The organism is Cylindrospermum sp. FACHB-282, assembly GCF_014697195.1.
Classification (GTDB): Bacteria; Cyanobacteriota; Cyanobacteriia; order Cyanobacteriales; family Nostocaceae; genus Cylindrospermum.
Window position 1 is genome coordinate 20,262 of sequence record NZ_JACJRJ010000041.1, and the last position, 17,088, is coordinate 37,349.

A 17,088-nucleotide genomic window follows, 5' to 3' on the forward strand; every position below is an offset into this window, starting at 1 on the left:
AGCGACTAGAAGTCGCGGCTACACAGACAAGACGCTTTGCGTCTTCCCGGAGGAGAAGTCCGCCTGCGCGGGTTAAAAATGTTGATTTTTCCTTAGACCAAGTCGGTGGACAATGCCAGTGTAGTAGCGTATCCCTGACGGGAGCCGGAGGCTCTATTATATTCGCCCAAGACTTTTAAAACATCCTCTAAGCTCGACACCTCCTTGATAGAAATTCTAATTCCGCTCTTGTTATTTACTCAGCACTCCCATGACTCCAACTTTATTTGGTCGCTGGCAAACTCGATTATTACTACTTGCAACTGTCGGTGTATTAGTATCTTTACCCTTTGCAACTGGTTTGATTGGCCCTGGTGCTAACTCAGTTTATTTTTGGATACTTGCTTATGTCGCCATCTTTGGTTTGGGCTGGGATGCGCTTTATGACTATCTGCAAAAATTCCGCTGGGACAGAGACTGGCCCGCAGTTTATCAACTGTTTGCTGGCATTTGGGAATTAGTATTTATCTTTTGCGGCATCAAACTTTTTGGCTTTTTACCAATACCTGTACCCAAAGATGAACTCTCACTAGGAGCTTTTATGCTGCACTACAGCGTCGTCTGGCTAGCAGTTTTTATCACTTCACAAAGTCTCATGCGAATTATATTTCCCCGTTGGCGTTTTCGGGGTGGTGAGTGGTTGTAATACCTAAAACTAGAAACTCAATAGTAACCCTAGCTAAAATCATTTTCGGCAGTAAGTCAGCGTCAAAAGCGTGGAAGCATGAACTCACCCTCATTTTAGAGTTAGGACTGTCAAATAATCCCCTATCTCCTTAATATTCATGGTCAATATATTAGCCTTAATTGAACTGTTAAACAATTAAAAATTGAAGACTTTTTTGACTGGGATTTCAACCCCGATTGTAGAGGAATCAGTATTTGACTCTTTCTTTGCTAATAAAAAGTCTAAAAGCATTAATTTGTCTTTATATATTTTGAACATTCTAGTAAAATTTTAGGTGTTAAATTTCCCAATTGTATAATTTTAGCTATTCTTATTATTCTTTTGTGTTCTCTTGACTTAAAATTACTATAGCGATCTTAAATAAAATGTGAATAGACGTCCTGCCCTTACTATCTTCACTCGAATAACAAATCGTGACGGTGGTGTAACAGTTCAAACCCTAACTTTAGTTTTGATTGTTTTGATGTTGGGTTCTTGGCTTACTGATGCAATAGGCATCTATGCAGTGTTTGGGGCGTTTATTTTAGGTACAGCAATGCCACGGGGTGAATTTGCCCAACAAATACAGGAACGCACTGAGTATTTAACTACTGCATTTTTACTACCAATATTTTTTGTGTTCTCTGGACTCAATACTCAAATTGGATTGGTCAACACACCGACTTTGTGGAGAATTACTATCTTAATTGTAGCGATCGCAATTTTCGGTAAAGGTATCGCTTGTATGTTGGCAGCAAAATTTGCGGGGGAAAATTGGCGTGAATCTGCAACTATTGGCGCTTTGATGAATGCTCGTGGTTTGATGGAGTTAATCATCCTCAATATTGGTCTTGAACAAGGTATAATTACTCCAACTTTATTCACTATCATGGTTATTATGGCCATCATTACTACACTCATGGCATCACCGCTAGTTGCCTTATTGTTACAAGGTACAAGTTACGCAAAATTTTCTGCTTAAGAGGATGTTTTAAAAGTCTAAATTCATACTCCCCAGGGCGATTAGAAATCGCGGCTACACAGACAAAACCCACCTTTCCTGCGGAACGCTACGCGAACGTGGGTTAAAAACCCTTAATTTTTCATTAGTCCACGGAGGTGGACTTCGTTTGTGTAGTAGCGAATTATATTCGCCCAATACTTTTAAAACATCCTCTAAGCAAATTTAATCAGATGATTGAGTTGTTAATCGTTTGCTGCTCATTACCTAGCATTTTGGCAGAACAATATACTTAGAGTTTTGTTTTTGTTAACAATTTACTTGTATTATCGTTTAAACGCCACTACTACAAATCTAAAATTTAAGACTTATCGTCTGTTTATCTTGAGATTACTTGAGATTGCTAGTTTTTAACTTCTTTTACCGTAAGCTATTAAATTAATAACAATTAATTTTTTACTGTTGATATTAGACCTAACAACAATTAACATCACAACGGAGTGCAAATGAACCTAGGGTGTGTTTAACAAACTTAATATTTTCCAGTTATTTAAAGGATCATCTTAGATAACCTGGGTAGTCGCTTTAGAGGAAACCATGCACATAGTTATTCTTGTCCTGGTTGAGGTGCTGATTGTTATTGGACTGTCACGGCTAGTAGGGCTAGCATTCCGCTCAATTAAGCAACCATTGGTAATTGGTGAGATTGTTGCCGGGATTATGCTTGGCCCATCTTTATTTGGTTTAATTGCTCCCCATGCCGCAGTTACCCTGTTTCCACCAGAAACTATTCCTTATCTCAATGTTTTGTCTCAGGTGGGACTGATATTTTTCATGTTTCTCATTGGGCTAGAGCTAAATCCAAAATATCTCGGTGGGCAGTTAGAAATAGCAATTTTGACTTCTCACGTCAGTATTTTGGTGCCCTTTTCCTTAGGAACGCTGCTAGCGGTAGTGCTTTATCCTCTGGTTTCTAACGGTACTGTCTCGTTTACCGCCTTTGCCCTATTTTTGGGGGCGGCGATGTCGATTACAGCTTTTCCGGTGCTAGCAAGAATTATTACGGAAAATAATTTGCAAGGGACACGCTTGGGGACATTGGCGTTAACTTGTGCAGCTGTAGATGATGTCACGGCTTGGTGCTTGTTAGCAATTGCGATCGCTGTAGCTCGGAATGGTAGCATCGATCAACAAGCTATCCTCACCATTCTCGAAAGCTTGGTCTATATCGGCTTTATGTTCACTGTAGGGCGCTGGTTCCTCAAACGTCTTGCTACCTACTACCGTCGCACTGGACGCTTGAGCCAATTTGTTCTTGCTCTTATTTATATGGCAGTGGTTGCTTCTGCCTTAATCACCGAACTAATTGGCATTCACCTAATTTTTGGGGCATTTTTACTGGGCGCAGCTATGCCCAAGAACGCAGATTTAGTGAGGGAATTGGCGATCAAAACTGAAGATTTTGTCCTGATATTTCTGCTACCCATCTTCTTTGCCTACAGTGGATTGCGGACGCAAATCGGCTTGCTGAACCGTCCTGAGTTATGGCTGTTGTGTGCATTGGTGTTGGGAGTGGCGATCGCAGGCAAGTATATTGGTACTTATGTAGCAGCACGTGTTGGTGGCGTTAATAAACGGGAAGCCTCTGCACTCGGTTGGTTAATGAATACTCGTGGTTTGACTGAGTTGATCGTACTCAATATTGGTTTGGAGTTAGGAGTAATTTCACCCTTACTGTTTACCATGCTGGTAATCATGGCATTAGTCACCACATTTATGACCTCACCACTGCTGGAATGGACATATCCGAAAAAGCTGATCAGGTTAGATGTAGTAGAACCAGATTTGGAAGCAGAAACGGTTACAGAGGTCACTGCTGGTGGTGAATCTTACGTTTGTCCTTACCGGATTTTAGTACCAGTTGCTAATCCCAGTACGCAAAAAGGGTTGCTACAGTTGGCAGTAGCTATCTCTCTCAACTACCGACAACCCACCATTGTTAATCCTCTCAGCCTGATTGAATTTGAAGAAGACTATGGCTTTGAGAGTACCCCCATTGAGGTTGACCGATTAATTACCCAGCGTCACCAACAGCTTGAAGAAGTGATTAATACTTTAGAACCACCAACAACACGCTCTCATGTGCATCCTATCGTGCGGATATCGAGCAATGTCGCTAGGGAAACAGCACAGATAGCCAAAGATGAGCAAGCTGATTTAATTTTAGTGGGATGGCACCGTCCAGCTTTTAGTACTAATCGCTTAGGTGGAAGAGTCGGTCAAATTCTCTCTACTGCACCAGTGGATGTGGCGGTGTTTGTTGACAGAGGAGGAGAGCGATTAGAAAACTTGTTGGTTCCCTACTCTGCAAATATTCATGATGATTTGGCGCTAATTCTGGCTCTGAGACTGCTGATCAATCGTGATACTTGTATGTTGCAGATTTTACAGGTGGTGTCAGAAAACCAAGTCAAAGACGAATTGAGTTATGAACTGCACACGATGATGGGGCAATTGCCCAAAAGTGTAAGCGATCGCATCGAGATCAAGACCATTGAAGCCCCAGAGCCAATTCAAGCCGTAGTCGCCGCTTCAGAAAAGGTTGACCTCACTATTGCAGGTACTAGCCGCGCTTGGGGTATCGAGCGTCAAACCCTGGGACGATACACAGACGAACTCGCCATCCAATGTCGCTCTTCACTGCTGATTACCCGCCGCTACAGTCAAGTTACCTCTCATCTTGCTTCTGTACTTTCTGAAGTTAACCCTCAAAGTCCAGCCATTAGATAGGTAAAAAAATGACTCATTTCAATTTCAAATCCTTAGCCTTTTATGGAGTAGCAATCAGTTCAGTTCTCATCTTATTTAAAGCTGTCACCGCCTATGGAGAAAATAATCTCAAGACCGCTACTTCAATTAACAGTCGCTATCGTCTGACACTCACTGAGAACCTGCCGAACTGTGAGAAATCTAACGCCCTAACGTTAAATATTCAACAATCAGGTATTTACTTGAATGCCTCTCTATTACCAGCAAACACCAACGCAGATACTGAACAAAAACTTCCTCTTTCAGGACTTCTGCGCGATCAGCAGTTAAGCTTATCTGGCAAGGTTGACAAATCCATTCTTTGTAACGATCCTCAATCTCAACAAGAGCCGATTAACTCAATCACAATTCAAATACCACTAGTAGATAAAGTTAGTATTCTCGGTCAATTAACTGTTAATGGCATTTCCAAACCTCTGGAATTCACCGCTGTACCACAAACAAATAAGGAAAAATCTCCGAAGTCAACCAGCCATTAAAAATGGGCATTGGGCATTGGGAAGAGTTTTACTATTACCCATTACCCATTACCCATTATTTACATAAGAGATTAAAAAATGAATCAGTTACTTAGAAATAAGCAATTTTCTCCGTCATATCAACAGATATTTGGCATTACCTTATTTAGCTTGTACACTGCGATTGCCTTTGAAACTAGCAGCAGTATCGCCGCACCCCCAGCCAGCCTAGATAATTGGCGCTTTAACCCAGATAAACTGCAACTAGAAATTACCCTCTCCGCAGGTACCACTCCCAGCTACTTCTATCTTGCTCAACCCCCGCGTCTTGTCGTCGATATACCGAATACTAAATTGGGACGTGTTCTTACCCAAGAAAATTATTCTGGAGCCATCCAAAGTGTTCGAGTTTCCCAACTAAACGCTAGTGTTACTCGCATTGTTTTGGATTTAGCACCAGGGATTGTTTTAGATCAAAATCAGGTGCAACTACAACCTGTTTCCCGACAGAACCCCACGCGCTGGATATTAAGCTCTGTCATTGCTAATGATAGCACTTCTTCACCAAATAACTACCAACAGCAACCCTTTGTTACTGTACCGCCCTTAACTCCTAACAACCCCTCTCAACTACCCGACACTACTCTCCCTCCAGCTACTTTCCCCAATCAATCTGGTAACCTTAATCGCGTTACAGTCCCCAACTATGTGCCTAGTGTTCCTAATTCTGGGAACTATCCAGCCAATGTTCCTGATATCAAAGTGATTGAGTTTGGTCAACCGCTTCCCAAAGCAAATAAGCGATCGCCATCACCCCAAAACCAAAACTAAAATCTCTCCGTATCCTGAGGCGTTCCGACAGCACCAGGTTGAGATAAAAAGAAATTTTGAGCAGATTCATTCTGATATATGCATCGAATATCAGGTTTCTCACTGTCTAAATTACCCGTAAAACCAAAGGTATTCAGACGATTCTTACATTCTCTTACTTGATCAGAAGTTATCAGCTTTTTCTGTTCTAAAAGTGCCCAGTTATTTTGACGCAGAACGCATCCAGGACGCATACTCGGTTGAGCAACATAGACATTAAACGGGTTGAGAGTCACAAACAGTCTGGCATCCATTACCATAGCGCTGGCTCCATACTGTACGCAAAGATCAGGATTTGGAGCTTTGGTGTCAATAAATTCACGAGAAGCCACATTTGATGGAGTTAACGTGGTTGTAGAACTAAAAGCAATGCCAATACCAATTCCCAGAATTAACACCCCTCCCAAAATGGCGATCATGGTGAAATTAAGTACTGGGGATTGGAAAGCAGGGGGTTTAGAAGTAGTAGCCGATCTACCAGTTGATTTACGTCTCATTTTTGCTTGTTCACCTTCGCGCCGAATTGGTAGAGAGTGGTCTCAACTTCTCTCCCTCATTTAGTATGCCGAGTTTGGAGAGTAATTACCCGCTTTCTTTTTCCCAGTATATCGTGCTGATCTTACGAGGAATAGCGATCGCTCTTAGTGCGGGCGTTTCACACCATCGCACTTTCAATAATACCAATTTAATTTTTTGTCTCACCCATTCGGCCTTTGCTACCGTTTGCAATACACACCATTCGTAGGGACACAGCAATGCTGTGTCCCCACCCGTCTTGCATCCAAACGAGAACCACTATGTTGTCTCTTGTATAACAAGACAGTCAGCAAAAACAATGAAATACTAAGTAAATATCCTGAATGCTGCTAAAAGAGCTGTGAAATGGAGCCATTGGCAGCACTGGCAACCCCCAGAAGGGCTGGTATTGGTCGTTTTAGATGATGTAACAGACTTAGGGAATTGTCGAGATTTCCTCCCCAAAACCAACCGTTTCCGCCTTTTGATGACAACCAGATTGCGGAACCTAGACGCCAATATTCAGGAAATACTGCTAGATGTGTTGTCATCGACTGAAGCTTTGCAGTTGTTCACAGCCATAGCTGGTGAAAAGCGGGTAAAAAAAGAACCAGAAACAGCAAAAGAATTGTGTGCTTGGTTGGGATATCTGCCATTGGGTTTAGAGTTAGTCGGACGGTATTTAGCAAAAAAACCGCCTCATTGGACATTAGCCAAAATGTTGCAACGGCTAAAAGCACAGCGACTAGAAGATGAAGCCATCAACCCGGAATTGCACAAAACTCTGAGTACAGCACAACGAGGACTAAAAGCCGCATTTGAGTTAAGTTGGCTAGAACTCGAACCCATGACACAGAGTATTGCTGAGTTCTTAAGCTTGTTTGCACCAGATATCTTTGTTTGGGAATGGGTAGAGTCTGCAACTAATTTACTCAACTGGAATACTGCTGATGTAGAAACCGCAAACGACAAACTTTATGAACGCCATTTAATTCAGTTTGTCGAAGATACCGCAGATGGCTATAAAATTCACCCCTTAATTCGGGAATTTCTGCAAACCAAACTCACAGCATCACCGCAAGCGGAAGAATTGAAACAGGCTTTTGCATCTGTTTTTGTGGACATTGCTAAAGAAATACCCGAATCACCAACCCAAGAGTTTATTAAATCAGTAAAAAATGCTATCCCTCATTTAGCAGAGGTAGCCCAAAATATGACTGCTGCTATTAGTGATGAAACTTTAATTTTGCCTTTTGTTGGTTTAGGGAAATTTTATGAAGCACAGGGATTGTATCAGCTTGCAGAATCTTGGCGTGAGCAATCTGTATCAGTAGTAAAATCCCGCTTAGGAGAAGAGCATTCTTATGTCGCAGCCAGTTTCAACAACTTGGCGGCACTCTACGAATTTCAAGGCAGGTATAAAGAAGCTGAACATCTTTACCTCAAAGCTTTAGAACTCAGCCAACGCCTACTGGGGGAAGAACATCCCGATGTCGCATCCAGTTACAACAATTTGGCTTATCTTTACGACTCTCAAGGCAAGTATACAGAAGCCGAACATCTTTACCTCAAATCTTTGAAGCTCAGACAACGACTTTTGGGAGATGAGCATCCCGATGTCGCGTCTAGTTTCAGCAACTTGGCTTATATTTACTATCTCCAAGGCAGGTACACGGAAGCTGAATCTCTTCACCTCGAAGCTTTAGAACTCAGACAAAAACTGTTGGGAGAGAAGCATCTCCATGTTGCTGAAAGTTTCAACAACTTGGCTTTACTCTACAATTCTCAAGGTAAATACACAGAAGCAGAAGCTCTTTTCCTCAAAGCTTTAAAAATATGGCAAAAGCTGCTGGGAGATGAGCATCCCGATTTTGCCACTGGTTGTGATAACTTAGCTAATTTTTACAATTTCCAAGGCAGGTACAAAGAAGCTGAATGTCTTTTTCTTAAAGCTTTGAAACTCAGGGAAAGGCTGTTAGGAGATGAGCATCCCTATATCGCCTCTAGTTTTAACAACTTGGCTAAACTTTACTATGACCAAGGCAGATACACAGAAGCTGAACCTTTGTACCTTAAAGCTTTGGCAATTGCTGAACTCAGCTTAGGCGTAAATCATCCCAACACAATCAAAACTCGTAAAAATCTGCAATTATTGCGGGATAATTACCATTCTTAGCGAGAGTTAGGCAGGTAAAATGCCCATCACACAAAATTGCATAACTTATTTTTTGATATCCCAATCCTCCCTTATTCTCACCTTCCTCTCTGCGCCTCTGCGCCTCTGCGTGAAACAAAAAAGCGCTAACCCAAAATACTACCAGCTTGAAAAATCTGTTCAACAGTCAAATTCAACTCCGGGAAAGATGGTGAAACTATCCGCTCATCATTTCTAAATCGACTAACCTGATACTCACCATCAATCAATTCATAAATAGAAATAGTTGGTTGTTTCGGATTCCCTATGTAGGGAGTCCCACCCAAAGCTAAATAATCAACAATCCAATATTCTTGAATACCAATCTCTTCATAATCCCTAGCTTTAGTTAAATAATCAATTCGCCAGTTAGTACTAACAACTTCTATTACTAATGGAATTGATGCACCTTGAGTAACAGTAGATTCTTTTTTCCATAACGGCTCATTTACTAAATTAGAGCGATTTAGTACCACTACATCTGGTAAATAGCATGATTCACCCTCAGGCGGCTTGACTAGTACTTGATTAGGTATGCCGTAAGGAAGATTTAATCGTTTACATTCAAAACCTAACTCGACAATCAAAAACCCTTTAATATCTTCATGTTCTCCTATAGGCTGATTCACTTCGACAATTACCCCATTATGCAGTTCATAACGCTTCTCTTCTGGCTTCCATTCGACAAAATCTGCAAAAGTTACTGGTTTTGGTAAAGCTTGGCTCATAACTTACCTACCTTTGTCAACCCTCAAATTACTCAAAATTCAACCCCTAATGGCGATCGCACGAAACAAAAAAACCTAGGGGCGGGGAAACCCCGCCCTCGCAATGCCTAAGCTGCTACCAGTGTTTTTTCCAGAGGCGTCCAACGGAAATAGCGATCGCCACCCCGCTCAATAACCACCTTCACCCGTGGTTCCAAACTAGGCAAAGTCGCTAAATACTCAATTTCCTGATCAGACAGAACATGACCCTCAATAATCCACAATACCAACCCCTTAGACTTGGGTGGTAACTGTTCTAGCTGATAACTGAGAATCGGGGGTAGATAGTATACCTCACCCACAGCCGCACCACTACCAGTACTTTTTTTACCAAGATGCGGTGGTCTGACACCATGAACCCTCGTCAGATAAGCAGCCACATCCCCCAGTCCCCTAGCCGTAATGTGGAGGTTAGCATAGCCAGCCGCACGTAGTCGGCGGCGATATCGACCCTCATAACCCCCTTCCAGAGGAACATACACCCCAAGAGCGCCAAATTTTTCCAGATCCCGAATTAACGCATTGCCAGTGGTAAGTAGTGCCATAGATTTTCGTCTTATTCCACTTAGATATCTCTATTATTTACCGTTTGCCAATAGATTAAGTTAGATTAAGTGACATAATTTAAGCAAAATGGTTTTAAAGACAGAACTTACGTCTCTCTCCCTTAGCCCAAGCCAAAAAATCCCTGGCAAAATACTGGACAAAAGTAAAGAAATGATTTATATTTTGAGATTGTGACCAAACAGTAAAAATAGAGTGTACTCTTATTCGCAATTCTGAGCTAGTGTTAGCATCAAGGGCTGATGAATCAATTCCCTAGGGAATGAGCTAGCTTATATCGGTAAGAGCAATCAGTTGATCACGCTTGGCTGAAGCGTGTAAGCTTTCGGAGGGATAACTGCTCCCATGCTCCCATTGAAGAAAGAAGTAAATGTCTAGACTTGTCTAAGCTTTACGAAGCAGACTGGTAAACTAAATAAAGCTTTCCGGTCAATTGAGGATCTGGCGGATAAAAAAACCACAGCTAAACCTCAGATCCAGACTACATTCACACCTGAAGCCCCTGAAAAAAAAACAGGCAAAACCTTAAACAATAGTTTAAAGTAATTAGTGAAGTAGAAAATGAGCAGCAATGTTGGTTTAATCGCATTGCATCAGCCTCACGAAAAGGATACTGAGCGGAAATCAGCCGCTTAAGTCCAACTAAAACCTCCAGAGTGCCAGAGTAATTGCTTGGACGAAAGCATTGCTGCACAAAGCGTAAAGCAGTAGCGCCTTGCATTGATTCCAGAAGTAATTCCTTCCCAAGGATTGGGAAGACACCTATGGCTGTTCTGGTGACCAAGAGAGTAAAAGTAGACAGATTCACCAAACAGTAGGGACAAGGTTTGTTGCGTCACAAAGAATTTGAACTAGTATCAGCTAGTGCAAATCCCAGAGGCTCGTCCACCCTCAGCTGACGCTGAAAAAGTGTGTCCTCTAAAGTCCGATTCCAAGGTCAGCAACTAGAAAGGAGAACCAGTTACTGTGTCTGTAGGTATTCTCGGCACCAAGCTGGGCATGACTCAAATCTTTGACGAGGCAGGAAGAGCTATTCCTGTCACGATTATTCAAGCCGGGCCATGCACTGTTACACAAGTTAAAACGAAACAAACCGACGGTTACTCCGCCATCCAAGTTGGTTACGGCGAAGTTAAACCAAAGGCATTAAACAGACCCCTGCTAGGACATTTGGCCAAATCATCTGCCCCAGCATTGCGTCACTTGAACGAATATCGCACCGATAGCTCCAGCGACTACGCCTTAGGTCAAGAGATTAAAGCAGATATTTTTAGTGCAGGTCAAATTGTCGATGTAGTCGGCACAAGCATCGGACGTGGTTTCGCAGGCAACCAAAAGCGTAACAACTTTGGTCGCGGGCCCATGTCACATGGTTCCAAAAATCACAGAGCGCCAGGTTCCATCGGTGCTGGTACTACACCAGGTCGTGTCTATCCAGGTAAGCGGATGGCAGGGCGTTTGGGTGGTAAACGCGTCACAATTAGCAAGCTGACTGTGGTGCGAGTAGATACGGAACGCAACTTATTACTAATTAAGGGAGCAATTCCTGGTAAACCAGGTGCTCTAGTAAGTATCGTGCCTGCAACCCTAGTAGGTAGAGCAAAATAGCTGTTAGCTGTCAGCGTCAGCAGCAAAACTCAGGAAAACTGACAATTGACCCTTCAGGGAACGTCAGTTGTTCATGAGGGAGAACCCCAAGACCGCACTGACTCACAACTGACAACTGACAACTGACAACTAACAAAGGACAAATGGCAAAATGGTTGAGAGTGTAATTAAAAATTGGCAAGGAGAGCAAGTCGGAGAGACAAGCTTCGAGTTGCGGGTTGCCAAACCAGAAACCGCATCTCATATTGTACACAGAGCATTAGTCAGACAATTGAACAATGCTCGCCAAGGAACCGCCAGTACAAAAACTCGTTCTGAAGTCAGAGGCGGCGGTCGCAAACCTTGGCGACAAAAAGGTACCGGTCGTGCTCGTGCAGGTTCTATTCGTTCACCCCTCTGGCGTGGTGGTGGTGTAATTTTTGGGCCCAAACCCAGAGATTTTGACCTAAAGTTAAACCGCAAAGAGCGGCGTTTAGCACTGCGGACAGCCTTAGTAAGCCGCATCGAAGACTTGATTGTGGTAGAAGAATTTAGCGCCGAGCTACAACGCCCCAAAACCAAGGAATTGGTAGCAGCATTGGCACGTTGGGGAGCAGCACCAGAAATGAAGGCGCTGTTAATTTTGCCGGAAATTGCCGAAAACATCCGTTTATCAGCCCGCAATATAGAAAATTTAAAGCTAATTGCCGCTGACCAGCTAAATGTTTATGATTTGCTGCACGCTGACAAGGTTGTAGTTACAGCATCAGCCCTAGAAAAAATTCAGGAGGTCTACAGTGGCTAAGTTTGACCCCCGTGACCTTGCCGATTTAGTGCGTCGCCCCATTGTCACCGAAAAGGCGACCATCCAAATGGAGCAAAATAAATACACTTTTGAAGTAATTCCCAAAGCAACCAAGCTGGAAATTAGAGCAGCAATTGAAGACTTGTTTCAAGTTAAGGTTGTCAAAGTTAATACTCATATGCCACCGCGTAAAAAACGGCGCGTTGGCAAATTCGTTGGTTTCAAGCCCCAATACAAGCGAGCTATTGTCACCGTCGCACCTGGGGACGAAGAAAAGATTAGACAGGTTCTATTCCCAGAGGTCTAAAATTTTAGATTTTAGTTTTTAGATTTATTTAATCCAAAATCCAAAATCCAAAATTAACAACAGACCAGCGGATAATCCAAAATCCAAAATCTGAAATCAAAAATCGTTTATGGGTACTCGTTCTTATCGCCCTTATACCCCCAGTACTCGCCAAGTTACAATCTCCGACTTTGCGGAAATCACGAAATCCGAGCCAGAAAAATCACTAACTGAATCGGTACATCGTCCCAAAGGTCGGAATAATCAAGGGCGGATAACCAGCCGTCGCCGGGGTGGCGGACACAAACAGCTTTACCGCATTATTGACTTTAAACGAGATAAGCGGAATATTCCGGCTACAGTTACGGCAATTGAATACGATCCCAACCGGAACGCGCGGATTGCCTTGCTGCTTTATGCAGATGGCGAAAAACGCTATATCCTCCAACCTAACGGGTTGACTGTGGGTAAAACCGTGATTGCTGGCTCTGATGCACCCTTTGAGGATGGCAATGCTTTGCCCCTCTCAAACATACCCTTGGGTACTAGCGTTCACAACGTAGAAATGACTCCTGGTAAAGGCGGTCAAATCGTGCGTGCTGCTGGTGCTACCGCCCAAGTAGTGGCAAAAGAAGGTAATTATGTAACTCTCAAGTTGCCTTCAGGAGAAGTTCGCTTGATTCGGCGTGAGTGTTACGCCACCATCGGACAAGTAGGCAACACCGACGCCAGAAACCTGAGTGCAGGTAAAGCAGGGCGAAACCGTTGGAAAGGTCGCCGTCCTAAGGTCAGAGGTAGCGTCATGAACCCAGTTGACCACCCACATGGCGGTGGTGAAGGTAGGGCGCCTATCGGTAGACCAGGCCCTGTGACACCTTGGGGTAAACCTACCTTGGGTGCTAAGACACGGAACCGGAAGAAACTCAGCAGCAAATTGATTGTGCGTCGTCGCCGCAAATCTTCTAAACGCGGTCGTGGTGGTCGTCAGTCTTAGAATTTTAGATTTGAAATTTGGGATTTTAGATTGGGTTTACTTTTAAGTATTCAAAATTTGCGAACTCTGATCAGCAGCCTAATTATCCAAAATCCGAAATTCTCAATCCAAAATTCCTCCAGGTTCCGCAGTCGCTCATAGGGAGCCATTGCGTTGGAAGGGTTCCCTGGCTTAAAGCAAGTGGCATGGAGATACCCAAGACAGCGCTGCATCACCAAAATCCAAAATCCAAAATCTAACTATGGGTCGTTCTCTAAAAAAAGGTCCTTTCGTCGCTGATCATCTGCTCAGTAAGATTGAAAAGCTGAACGCTAAAAACGAAAAACAAGTTATTAAAACTTGGTCGAGAGCTTCGACAATTTTACCCCTGATGGTAGGTCATACCATAGCGGTTCACAATGGTCGCCAACACGTCCCAGTTTTTGTAAATGAGCAAATGGTAGGGCATAAGTTGGGGGAATTTGCCCCAACTCGTACCTACAGGGGTCATGGGAAAAGTGACAAAAAAGCAGGCAGGTAGTCAATAGTTCTTAGTCCTTAGTCCTTAACTAATGACTAGTGACTAATGACTATTGACAAATGGAGAAAATTATGGCTACTGATACTACTGAAGCAAAGGCGATCGCCCGTTATATACGCATTTCTCCCTACAAAGTGCGTCGCGTACTCGATCAAATTCGGGGGCGATCATATAGAGAAGCGTTAATCATCCTAGAATTCATGCCCTATCGTGCCTGTGAACCAGTATTAAAGGTTCTCAGAAGCGCCGCCGCTAATGCCGAGCATAACTCTGGGCTAGATCGAAGCAACCTAGTAATTACCCAGGCTTATGCCGACCAAGGCCCGGTTCTGAAGCGGTTCCAGCCCAGAGCTCAGGGACGAGCTTACCAAATTCGCAAGCCCACGTGTCATATCACTGTTGCTGTTGGTGCCGCAGCCCAATAAGCACGCTTACACGAAAAATTGCGTAAAGTAAGAAATTTTAGAGGAAGCATTTGTGGGACAGAAGATACATCCAGTTGGTTTTCGCCTGGGTATTACCCAAGAGCACCAATCCCGTTGGTTTGCCGTTCCTGACCGTTATCCAGAACTTCTACAAGAAGACTACAAACTTCGTCAATACATAGAACAAAAACTGGGCAGACTCGCGCAAAACAACGCCGGGATTTCCGAGGTGAGAATTGAGCGCAAGGCTGACCAAATCGATCTAGAAGTACGCACAGCCAGACCAGGTGTGGTAGTTGGTCGTGGTGGTCAAGGTATCGAAGCATTGCGCACGGGACTCCAAGAACTGTTGGGTAGCAATCGCCAAATTCGCATTAACGTAGTAGAAGTACAACGAGTTGATGCTGATGCCTACCTGATTGCGGAATACATCGCTCAACAATTGGAGCGCCGTGTTTCCTTCCGGCGGGTTGTACGGCAAGCCATTCAACGTGCTCAAAGGGCTGGTGTTCAAGGGATTAAAGTTCAAGTTAGCGGTCGGCTCAACGGTGCAGAAATTGCCCGGACAGAGTGGACTCGTGAAGGTAGAGTTCCTCTACACACCTTACGGGCTGACATTGACTACTCTTATTGCACAGCCAAAACGGTTTACGGCATTCTCGGCATCAAAGTTTGGGTGTTTAAAGGAGAAATTATCCCTGGACAGGAAGAAACTCCACCACCACCCACAACCCGTGATCGAGATCGCGATCGCGAACCTCGTCGTCGTCAACAACAACGCCGTCGCCAGCAATTTGAAGACCGCTCCAATGAGGGGTAATAGGTCATGGGTAATAGGTAATAGGAAATCAAAGAACTAATTACCTTTTTCCCCATTACCTTTTTCCCAATTACCGATTACCAATTAGCAAGTCATGTTAAGTCCTAGAAGAACTAAATTCCGCAAACAACAACGCGGACGGATGGAGGGTCTCGCCAGCCGTGGTAGCACCTTCAATTTTGGTGATTTTGCACTCCAAGCTCAAGAACCGGCTTGGATTACCTCCCGGCAAATTGAAGCTTCTCGTCGGGCTATGACCCGTTATATCCGCAGGGGTGGACAAATCTGGATTCGGATTTTCCCCGATAAACCTGTAACCATGCGTCCCGCAGAAACTCGGATGGGTTCCGGTAAGGGTTCACCAGAGTTTTGGGTAGCCGTAGTTAAGCCTGGGCGAATTTTATTTGAAATCGGTGGTGTTACCGAAGAAATCGCCCGTGAAGCTATGCGTTTGGCTTCGCATAAGCTGCCTATAAAAACTAAGTTTCTTGTCCGCTCTCAACCACAGGAGCAGGAGTAGGTTATGCCGCTTCCCAAAATTTCAGAAGCTAGAGAATTAAGTGACGATAAGCTGTCTGAGGAAATTCTCGCAGTTAAAAGAAAACTATTTCAGTTGCGCTTGCAAAAAGCAACCAGACAACTAGAAAAGCCCCACCAGTTCAAACACGCCCGACATCGCCTAGCCCAATTGCTGACGGTAGAGGAAGAACGTAAACGGGCAGCAAGTGAATCGGCTAAAGCAGAAAAGTAGGAGATTATGGCAGTCAAAGAACGAGTTGGCTTGGTAGTGAGCGACAAAATGCAAAAAACGGTGGTAGTCGCTATCGAAAACCGAGCTCCCCATCCCAAGTACGGCAAGATTGTAGTTCAAACCCAGCGCTATAAAGTCCACGACGAAGATAATAAGTGCAAAGTAGGCGATCGCGTTCGGATTCAGGAAACCAGACCCCTGAGTAAAACTAAGCGCTGGCAAGTCACAGAAATCCTCAACGCCAAAGCTACAACATAAATAGTTGTTACAAAACTAACAACGACCCAAGGGAGACCAATTGTGATTCAACCCCAGACTTACCTGAATGTCGCAGACAATAGCGGTGCCCGCAAACTAATGTGCATCCGCATCTTAGGGGGCGGCAACCGTCGTTATGGCGGCGTGGGTGATAAAATTATCGCCGTTGTTAAAGATGCCCAACCCAACATGGCTGTAAAAAAGTCTGATGTTGTGGAAGCTGTAATCGTTCGTACTCGCAAAGCTATAAATCGTGACAGCGGTATGTGTATTCGCTTTGACGATAACGCCGCAGTAATCATCAACAAAGATGGTAATCCCAGAGGTACACGGGTCTTTGGACCAGTTGCACGGGAACTGCGTGACAAAAACTTCACCAAAATTGTTTCTCTGGCTCCGGAGGTGCTGTAATGCCAAAACAGCCGCAACCCAAAGTTTTTTATAAAATGCACGTCAAAGCTGGGGACACCGTGCAAGTAATTGCTGGCAAAGACAAAGGTAAAGTTGGAGAAGTGCTCAAAGCCCTCCCCCAACTCAGCAAAGTCCTTGTTAAAGGTGTCAATATTAAAACTAAGCACGTTAAACCCCAGCAAGAAGGAGAATCAGGGCGGATTGTCACCCAGGAATTCCCCATCCATAGCTCTAACGTGATGCTTTATTCCACCAAGCAAAACGTCGCTAGTCGCGTCTGTTACACTTTCACCCCAGAAGGCAAGAAAGTACGGAAGCTGAAGAAAACCGGCGAGCTACTTGATAAATAGTCAATAGCAGCACACA

Annotated in this window: 21 protein-coding genes; 18 read left to right on the forward strand and 3 right to left on the reverse strand. The window is 43.9% G+C overall.

Translation table 11 applies throughout. The features are described from left to right. Positions 1-250 precede the first annotated feature (250 nt). The 5 genes from H6G32_RS19480 to H6G32_RS19500 all read left to right on the forward strand — a co-directional run bounded on the left by H6G32_RS19480 (position 251) and on the right by H6G32_RS19500 (position 5,785). On the forward strand, positions 251-685 hold the full coding sequence (locus H6G32_RS19480) for a hypothetical protein (RefSeq protein WP_190461218.1): 435 nt from the start codon (positions 251-253) through the stop codon (positions 683-685). Positions 686-1,094: 409 nt separating this feature from the next. Next, a complete protein-coding gene (locus H6G32_RS19485) occupies positions 1,095-1,688 on the forward strand; it encodes a cation:proton antiporter domain-containing protein (protein ID WP_309232611.1) in 594 nt (197 codons plus the stop codon). A gap of 576 nt (positions 1,689-2,264) precedes the next feature. After that, the gene (locus H6G32_RS19490) at positions 2,265-4,457 is read left to right on the forward strand and encodes a cation:proton antiporter (RefSeq protein WP_190461220.1); all 2,193 of its coding nucleotides are present in this window, start codon (positions 2,265-2,267) and stop codon (positions 4,455-4,457) included. 8 nt (positions 4,458-4,465) lie between these two features. Beyond that, positions 4,466-4,975 (forward strand): hypothetical protein, encoded by a 510-nt coding sequence (locus H6G32_RS19495; RefSeq protein ID WP_190461222.1) that lies wholly within the window; start codon positions 4,466-4,468, stop codon positions 4,973-4,975. Between the two features lie 78 nt (positions 4,976-5,053). Next, a complete protein-coding gene (locus H6G32_RS19500; protein WP_190461224.1) occupies positions 5,054-5,785 on the forward strand; it encodes an AMIN domain-containing protein in 732 nt (243 codons plus the stop codon). Here the strand turns inward: H6G32_RS19500 and H6G32_RS19505 are convergent. Then, entirely contained in the window at positions 5,782-6,321 is a 540-nt protein-coding gene (locus H6G32_RS19505) for a DUF3172 domain-containing protein (RefSeq protein ID WP_190461226.1), read from the reverse strand. The genes H6G32_RS19500 and H6G32_RS19505 overlap by 4 nt on opposite strands. Positions 6,322-6,701: 380 nt before the next feature. Between H6G32_RS19505 and H6G32_RS19510 the strand changes: the two genes are divergently transcribed. Continuing rightward, the gene (locus H6G32_RS19510) at positions 6,702-8,516 is read left to right on the forward strand and encodes a tetratricopeptide repeat protein (protein ID WP_309232612.1); all 1,815 of its coding nucleotides are present in this window, start codon (positions 6,702-6,704) and stop codon (positions 8,514-8,516) included. Positions 8,517-8,641: 125 nt separating this feature from the next. Here the strand turns inward: H6G32_RS19510 and H6G32_RS19515 are convergent, their stop codons facing one another. Next, positions 8,642-9,262, reverse strand: coding sequence for a Uma2 family endonuclease (locus H6G32_RS19515; protein WP_190461228.1), 621 nt, complete (start codon positions 9,260-9,262; stop codon positions 8,642-8,644). A 107-nt stretch (positions 9,263-9,369) separates the two neighbouring features. Next, positions 9,370-9,846, reverse strand: coding sequence for an NAD(P)H-quinone oxidoreductase subunit N (locus tag H6G32_RS19520; protein WP_190461229.1), 477 nt, complete (start codon positions 9,844-9,846; stop codon positions 9,370-9,372). Between the two features lie 985 nt (positions 9,847-10,831). On the opposite strand from H6G32_RS19520, the gene rplC reads away from it, so the two are divergent. The 12 genes from rplC to rplX all read left to right on the forward strand — a co-directional run bounded on the left by rplC (position 10,832) and on the right by rplX (position 17,072). Then, a complete protein-coding gene (gene rplC / locus H6G32_RS19525; protein WP_190461231.1) occupies positions 10,832-11,473 on the forward strand; it encodes a 50S ribosomal protein L3 in 642 nt (213 codons plus the stop codon). Positions 11,474-11,624: 151 nt separating this feature from the next. Further along, complete coding sequence (gene rplD / locus H6G32_RS19530) at positions 11,625-12,257, forward strand: 50S ribosomal protein L4 (RefSeq protein WP_190461232.1); 633 nt, start codon at positions 11,625-11,627, stop codon at positions 12,255-12,257. Further along, positions 12,250-12,564, forward strand: a complete 315-nt coding sequence (locus H6G32_RS19535; RefSeq protein ID WP_190461235.1) for a 50S ribosomal protein L23 — start codon at positions 12,250-12,252, stop codon at positions 12,562-12,564. Before rplD ends, H6G32_RS19535 begins: the two co-directional genes overlap by 8 nt. A gap of 109 nt (positions 12,565-12,673) precedes the next feature. Beyond that, positions 12,674-13,537, forward strand: a complete 864-nt coding sequence (gene rplB / locus H6G32_RS19540) for a 50S ribosomal protein L2 (protein WP_015208469.1) — start codon at positions 12,674-12,676, stop codon at positions 13,535-13,537. 241 nt (positions 13,538-13,778) lie between these two features. Further along, the gene (rpsS, locus tag H6G32_RS19545) at positions 13,779-14,057 is read left to right on the forward strand and encodes a 30S ribosomal protein S19 (protein WP_015208468.1); all 279 of its coding nucleotides are present in this window, start codon (positions 13,779-13,781) and stop codon (positions 14,055-14,057) included. A gap of 71 nt (positions 14,058-14,128) precedes the next feature. Beyond that, on the forward strand, positions 14,129-14,482 hold the full coding sequence (rplV, locus tag H6G32_RS19550) for a 50S ribosomal protein L22 (RefSeq protein ID WP_190461237.1): 354 nt from the start codon (positions 14,129-14,131) through the stop codon (positions 14,480-14,482). A 52-nt stretch (positions 14,483-14,534) separates the two neighbouring features. Beyond that, positions 14,535-15,302, forward strand: coding sequence for a 30S ribosomal protein S3 (gene rpsC, locus H6G32_RS19555; RefSeq protein ID WP_190461239.1), 768 nt, complete (start codon positions 14,535-14,537; stop codon positions 15,300-15,302). Positions 15,303-15,396: 94 nt separating this feature from the next. Then, complete coding sequence (gene rplP / locus H6G32_RS19560; RefSeq protein WP_015208465.1) at positions 15,397-15,822, forward strand: 50S ribosomal protein L16; 426 nt, start codon at positions 15,397-15,399, stop codon at positions 15,820-15,822. Between the two features lie 3 nt (positions 15,823-15,825). Beyond that, complete coding sequence (gene rpmC / locus H6G32_RS19565; protein WP_190461240.1) at positions 15,826-16,053, forward strand: 50S ribosomal protein L29; 228 nt, start codon at positions 15,826-15,828, stop codon at positions 16,051-16,053. A gap of 6 nt (positions 16,054-16,059) precedes the next feature. Continuing rightward, the gene (rpsQ, locus tag H6G32_RS19570; protein WP_190461242.1) at positions 16,060-16,311 is read left to right on the forward strand and encodes a 30S ribosomal protein S17; all 252 of its coding nucleotides are present in this window, start codon (positions 16,060-16,062) and stop codon (positions 16,309-16,311) included. A gap of 42 nt (positions 16,312-16,353) precedes the next feature. Further along, positions 16,354-16,722, forward strand: coding sequence for a 50S ribosomal protein L14 (gene rplN, locus H6G32_RS19575; protein ID WP_015208462.1), 369 nt, complete (start codon positions 16,354-16,356; stop codon positions 16,720-16,722). Further along, positions 16,722-17,072 (forward strand): 50S ribosomal protein L24, encoded by a 351-nt coding sequence (gene rplX / locus H6G32_RS19580; RefSeq protein ID WP_242046658.1) that lies wholly within the window; start codon positions 16,722-16,724, stop codon positions 17,070-17,072. Before rplN ends, rplX begins: the two co-directional genes overlap by 1 nt. The last annotated feature ends 16 nt before the right edge of the window (positions 17,073-17,088 follow it).

Excerpts from the sequence above, each read along its gene's own strand:
- H6G32_RS19480 (WP_190461218.1), top strand. The coding sequence starts at position 251 with ATGACTCCAACTTTATTTGGTCGCTGGCAAACTCGATTATTACTACTT.
- H6G32_RS19490 (WP_190461220.1), top strand. The coding sequence starts at position 2,265 with ATGCACATAGTTATTCTTGTCCTGGTTGAGGTGCTGATTGTTATTGGA.
- H6G32_RS19495 (WP_190461222.1), top strand. The coding sequence starts at position 4,466 with ATGACTCATTTCAATTTCAAATCCTTAGCCTTTTATGGAGTAGCAATC.
- H6G32_RS19500 (WP_190461224.1), top strand. The coding sequence starts at position 5,054 with ATGAATCAGTTACTTAGAAATAAGCAATTTTCTCCGTCATATCAACAG.
- H6G32_RS19505 (WP_190461226.1), bottom strand. The coding sequence starts at position 6,321 with ATGAGACGTAAATCAACTGGTAGATCGGCTACTACTTCTAAACCCCCT.
- H6G32_RS19515 (WP_190461228.1), bottom strand. The coding sequence starts at position 9,262 with ATGAGCCAAGCTTTACCAAAACCAGTAACTTTTGCAGATTTTGTCGAA.
- H6G32_RS19520 (WP_190461229.1), bottom strand. The coding sequence starts at position 9,846 with ATGGCACTACTTACCACTGGCAATGCGTTAATTCGGGATCTGGAAAAA.
- rplD (WP_190461232.1), top strand. The coding sequence starts at position 11,625 with ATGGTTGAGAGTGTAATTAAAAATTGGCAAGGAGAGCAAGTCGGAGAG.
- rplB (WP_015208469.1), top strand. The coding sequence starts at position 12,674 with ATGGGTACTCGTTCTTATCGCCCTTATACCCCCAGTACTCGCCAAGTT.
- rpsS (WP_015208468.1), top strand. The coding sequence starts at position 13,779 with ATGGGTCGTTCTCTAAAAAAAGGTCCTTTCGTCGCTGATCATCTGCTC.
- rplV (WP_190461237.1), top strand. The coding sequence starts at position 14,129 with ATGGCTACTGATACTACTGAAGCAAAGGCGATCGCCCGTTATATACGC.
- rplP (WP_015208465.1), top strand. The coding sequence starts at position 15,397 with ATGTTAAGTCCTAGAAGAACTAAATTCCGCAAACAACAACGCGGACGG.
- rpmC (WP_190461240.1), top strand. The coding sequence starts at position 15,826 with ATGCCGCTTCCCAAAATTTCAGAAGCTAGAGAATTAAGTGACGATAAG.
- rpsQ (WP_190461242.1), top strand. The coding sequence starts at position 16,060 with ATGGCAGTCAAAGAACGAGTTGGCTTGGTAGTGAGCGACAAAATGCAA.
- rplX (WP_242046658.1), top strand. The coding sequence starts at position 16,722 with ATGCCAAAACAGCCGCAACCCAAAGTTTTTTATAAAATGCACGTCAAA.